Source organism: Paraburkholderia sp. NMBU_R16 (genome assembly GCF_013282575.1).
GTDB lineage: Bacteria > Pseudomonadota > Gammaproteobacteria > Burkholderiales > Burkholderiaceae > Trinickia.
Map to the genome: position 1 here is coordinate 1 of NZ_JAAAYE010000125.1, position 4,627 is coordinate 4,627.

Sequence of the window (4,627 nt, forward strand, 5' to 3'; positions counted from 1 at the left end):
GATGACGGGGGACTGCTCGGCGCGGCGTGGCGGCAGCGGTTCCGGGCTACGCCCTTCACCGCTGCCGCCACGCCAGTACTCTCATCCTGATTGACGCGCTGCTCTCATCTTGTTTGACGCGCGGCAGTGAACCGATGCGAGGCGCCGAAGCTCCTCAGAATCGGATGAATCCATTATCCCGAGGGTATCGAAGAGTTTTTCGACAGCGCGGCTAGTCATCGCTTCGCGCTCCTTCGGTTGATGCTTGCGTTCGTCAACTCACCGACAAGGGCGCAATGCGCCTTGATCTCGGCCGAGAGAGTCTCTATGCGCTCTACCGTGACGCTTCGACTCGCGTTCGGCTCCATATTCAAGGCACGAGCGATCTGGTTGAGGTTCCGGCCAATCGCCGCAAGTTGCCTACTCGATTCCGACAACGCGTCAACTTCGGCACGGTTGAACTGTGGCTGCTGAAACAACGCCGCCCGTATGAGCTTGACGATCCATTCCGTTCGGCGGAGCCCTTCCTCGGAAGCCGCGACTGAAAGCGACTGATGTTCTTGCGTCGTCAGCAGAATGTTCACCTGCGTTCCGGTGGTCCCCGGATTCCTCACGCGGCACATCACCGGCTGCGGCTCAGCTTGCAATACCTTGTCGAGCATAAGCCTGAGAAGCTGTGCTTCGCTTCGGCAACCATGACGCCGAGCGGCGGCGGCAAACTTGTCCTTCGTTTCTCGTGACACCCGAGCACGGATCGTCATGTACTCGGTCATGCCGTGGCTCCGCTACGTGCCCACTTTCTAGAAGAAAGTGTTTCCTGCCCTAGAACACAAGACACATCGCGACTTTCGTTGACGAAAGTTTTCGTCGGTCTGTATTGCGCAATACACGAACGCATAGGGCATCGAAGCGCTCCGTCGCGCTCCCGCGCGACTATGTCGTCATTGCTTGCAAAGGCGAGGGGTTCCCCCTCGATAGCGGCTCCCGCCGCTGGTTGGCACATTTGGCTATGGTTCATGACGCTCCTCGAATCCCCTCGCTGCAGCCGGCCAGAAAGCCCAGAATCGCGTCATAGGCATACGTCAGCGCCAGTGCGCCGGTTCCAACCGTTGCCATCAGCAACTGATTCCGGACCGGTATCGGATAGGGGATAGCAAGTGTCGCCACAAGTACAAACAGCGATACGCCGGATAGCAGTAGCAGAGGCCATCTCACGATAGGCCGAATCCAGCGAAGACCGAGAAACGCGCAGATGGTTACGATCACAATTGCCGCCAAGATGGCTCTACGCATGGCTGTTTCCTCGCTTCCGCTGGGTGATCTGTTTGATGGCGTCGAGCGCAGGGCGAGCAATCTGTGGATCGCTGCGGGGACCGTCTTTCGTCCGCAATTCGGCGATACGCTGCTGCTCGCTTGCTTCGCGACGAGCTTTGATGCGCACTGCTCCGAGCGGAACGAAACTTCCCTCATGAAGCTTTCTCAGAACTGCGCGAAACCATCTGAGCGGCGTGGTCCGAATCGCCTTGGTCTCGATGGCATCCGCCAATTCGTCAAGCAACTCCTGCGCTCGACACGCCTCCGTGCTCGCGAGAGTCTCGAGAAGGCCCAGGATCGCAGTTCGTTCGCTCGGTGGTAGCTGCGGAGGAAAGATCAAGTCGCGGTCGCCGCATGGCTCGATGTTTTCGGGCTTTCGTAGCCTTCTCTCACAACCACGCACTACGTCGTTCGACGAGGTGGTCGTAGTGGTGGTGTTAACTGACTTTGGTATGTCTTGGCTTGGTAAACCTTTATGGCCGCTTCCACCGGCGCCGGCTGAGCCGTACGCGGGTCCGCCGGAGGCGGCAACGCCGGAGCCGGAAAATCCGGCTACGGAGTTCGCCGTAGGCGCATCGAGAGGCTCCGGGTTGAACTCGATATTCCATATCCACTTTCCTCCTGCCCCCTGCCGCTTTTCGCGGATCAGATAGCCGGCAGCTTCCAGTTCCCCCGCCATCCGCTGCCAACGATCCTTACGGACCTGCAACCGAATTCGAAGCGCTTGCACGCTAACCTGCCAACCAGCCGGCTTCACGGCAAGCCACGCAGCGACCGCTCGGCTGTCGAGTGCTAGGCGGTCATCCTCCAACAACGCTTCGGGAACTGATCCCCATCGGGTTCTGTGGGTGACGCGAACCACTCCGCCCGCATGGTGAGGAAATGCCGATCGATCTCGGACCATCGCGGATGAGGTCACAGCGAAAACCCTTGTTCGAGACACCGTTGCTGAAGGAGCGCGACATTGATTAGGCTGTACTTCCCGACACTTACCGTCGGCAGATAACCCTTGTTGCAGAACCCGACGATAACGCCGACCGGTAGGCCGATCGCCGCAGCGAAGGCTTCGCGCGACATCATCGGAACCGGTGGAAGCACCGGAAGGCTCGCCGCGCTCTTTGCCGCTTCGGTTATTGACGCCATAATCGCTCCTTGGAGAACCACCAGTGATGGTGGTAAATTACCACTGTTAGTGATTTATAGTCACGGAACGATTTCTTGTCAACGGTCATGCACATGCACCCCATAGCCACGCGAATGAAGGCGATCATTGAAGCCGAGACGGACAACCGGCGACGCTACAAGGAGCTGGAGGAAATCTCGAATGTCCATCCAGATACTTGGAAGTCGTTTTGGTACGGAAAGCAGCGCCCGACCGCAGAGATGATTGAGGCCGTAAGCCAGAGATGGCCGCAGTACGCCTTCTGGCTCGTAACAGGCATCACCGACCCCGAACGGAACCACATAGCGCCGGCAACGGCTGCAAGCGGGTACCCGGTTATGCGCGGCGTGGAACAGCCTTGGGCGACCCGCGAATTTCGCTATCTGATCGCAGCGCGCAACAGTGAACCGACCGACGACGATCAACGAGCGTTGCGTCGGCGACAAATCCAAGACGCGGCTCTTCAAGCCATGGAGAAAGTGATATCGCCGGCAGCGAACGTTTCGTACGAAAAGGCGATGCGCGTACTCGGCGAGTCCGGCCAGCATGATTTCTATCCGCTGGCCCTGGATCCCGAATATCTATCGATCCGTAAGGCCCGACGGGACGCCGAGGATCAATTACGGAAGGAGGGCTTCGGTTGGTTCGATAACGTTCTCTCGTCCGTGAAGATCGACAAGCGGTTGCTCCAGAACCCGAAGGCGTTGCTTAGCAAGGTCTTCGGCGCATTGTTCGCTCGACAAGATGACCATCAAGAAGACTAAGAGCGGCTGGCTCGTTGATATCCAGCCTGGAGGCCGCGGAGGGAAGCGCTACCGGAAAACGCTCAAGACGCAAGCCGAAGCGAAAGCATATGAAGCATGGCTCACGGCGAAGGTTGCTCAAGCGCCCGAATGGGTGCCTGCACCCAGAGACTCGCGGCGACTGTCGGAACTCATCGAGCTATGGAATCTCCATCATGGAATGCAGCTGCGGCACACGCGCACGTATCCGACACTCCAGCGCGTCTGCGTTGCGCTAGGCGACCCGTTGGCGACGGCATTTAGCGCAGACGACTTCGCGTCTTATAGGGCGTCGCGGATCGCTGAGGGCGTAACGGCCAACACGGTCAATCGTGAGCACGCGTATTTGCGAGCCGTCTTCAACGAGCTCGCTCGTCTCGGTCATTGGCAGGGAGCAAACCCGCTCGCACGCCTCCGCCAATTTCGGATAGCCGAACGGGAGCTGTCCTTTCTCACATCGGATCAAATCGACGCGTTGCTGGTCGCCCTCAGTCGGCGGAAAAGAAGAGATGCACTGCTGATTACCAAGCTGTGCTTGGCGACAGGAGCGCGTTGGAGCGAAGCCGAGTGCCTACGAGCGCAGCAGTTGCGCGGGAATGCCGTTCACTTCACGCAAACGAAGACCGACAAAAATCGCTCAGTGCCGATCGACCCTGCACTAGCCGAAGAAATACTCGCGTTTCGGGCATCGAAGTCAGAAGTCATAGGCGACCGCATTTTTGAAAATTCTGCGGGCGCCTTCCGCATGGGCGTACGCGATGCGTGCATTGAACTGCCAGAGGGGCAACTCACTCACGTACTCCGTCACACCTTCGCGAGTCACTTCATGATGAATGGCGGCAACATTTTGACGTTGCAGCGCATCCTCGGGCACTCTAGCCTACAAATGACGATGCGTTACTCACACTTGGCGCCGGATCACTTAAAGGAGGCTACCCGGCTCAACCCCCTTGTCTCACTATCGAATCGGGAGAGCGCCTGGACTCCGAATTCGACCACGCATCAAAACACTGACGGCTTTGAAACTCGCGACGTCACTCAATTGGAAAGATCCGATCAGGTCAACGAACATTGCGAACACGCGCCTGTTCGCGCTGACGTAAGCGCTGACGGACCTGCACATACAGGTTAGCGTCTGCGTTTTCGAGGTCACGAAACGTGACCGCCATAGAGTAAGGCTCCGAAATATCTGGTCGGGGATTCCATGGCTCATCCTTTCTTGTGACGACGATGAACAATCGCCTATCCTTGGATACTTTATACGTGCCTCTTTTGAATTCCGAGTGGGTGATGTTAGCGGGTCAAGGGCGGGCGTAAGCCCGGCGCAGCGAACCCTTGAGGCGCTCTGAATCGACAAGCTGAGGTATGGCTGGTTGCGGCAGAATGCGGC

General features: G+C 58.2%; 6 protein-coding genes. 2 read left to right on the forward strand and 4 right to left on the reverse strand.

All coding sequences use genetic code 11. The features are described 5' to 3' along the window. Nucleotides 1–215 precede the first annotated feature (215 nt). From mobC to GWC77_RS26945, 4 genes are all read right to left on the reverse strand, one after another. Entirely contained in the window at nt 216–752 is a 537-nt protein-coding gene (mobC, locus tag GWC77_RS26930; RefSeq protein WP_173262310.1) for a plasmid mobilization relaxosome protein MobC, read from the reverse strand. A gap of 241 nt (nt 753–993) precedes the next feature. Continuing rightward, nucleotides 994–1,194, reverse strand: coding sequence for a hypothetical protein (locus GWC77_RS26935; RefSeq protein WP_173262313.1), 201 nt, complete (start codon nt 1,192–1,194; stop codon nt 994–996). Between the two features lie 70 nt (nt 1,195–1,264). After that, a complete protein-coding gene (locus GWC77_RS26940; RefSeq protein ID WP_173262316.1) occupies nt 1,265–1,972 on the reverse strand; it encodes a hypothetical protein in 708 nt (235 codons plus the stop codon). A 236-nt stretch (nt 1,973–2,208) separates the two neighbouring features. Then, a complete protein-coding gene (locus GWC77_RS26945) occupies nt 2,209–2,436 on the reverse strand; it encodes a hypothetical protein (protein ID WP_173262318.1) in 228 nt (75 codons plus the stop codon). Between the two features lie 75 nt (nt 2,437–2,511). On the opposite strand from GWC77_RS26945, the gene GWC77_RS26950 reads away from it, so the two are divergent. Further along, nucleotides 2,512–3,219 carry a hypothetical protein gene (locus GWC77_RS26950; protein WP_173262321.1) on the forward strand — a complete coding sequence of 236 codons (708 nt, stop codon included), beginning with the start codon at nt 2,512–2,514 and terminating at the stop codon, nt 3,217–3,219. Beyond that, on the forward strand, nt 3,200–4,369 hold the full coding sequence (locus GWC77_RS26955) for a tyrosine-type recombinase/integrase (RefSeq protein WP_173262323.1): 1,170 nt from the start codon (nt 3,200–3,202) through the stop codon (nt 4,367–4,369). Before GWC77_RS26950 ends, GWC77_RS26955 begins: the two co-directional genes overlap by 20 nt. Nucleotides 4,370–4,627 lie beyond the last annotated feature (258 nt).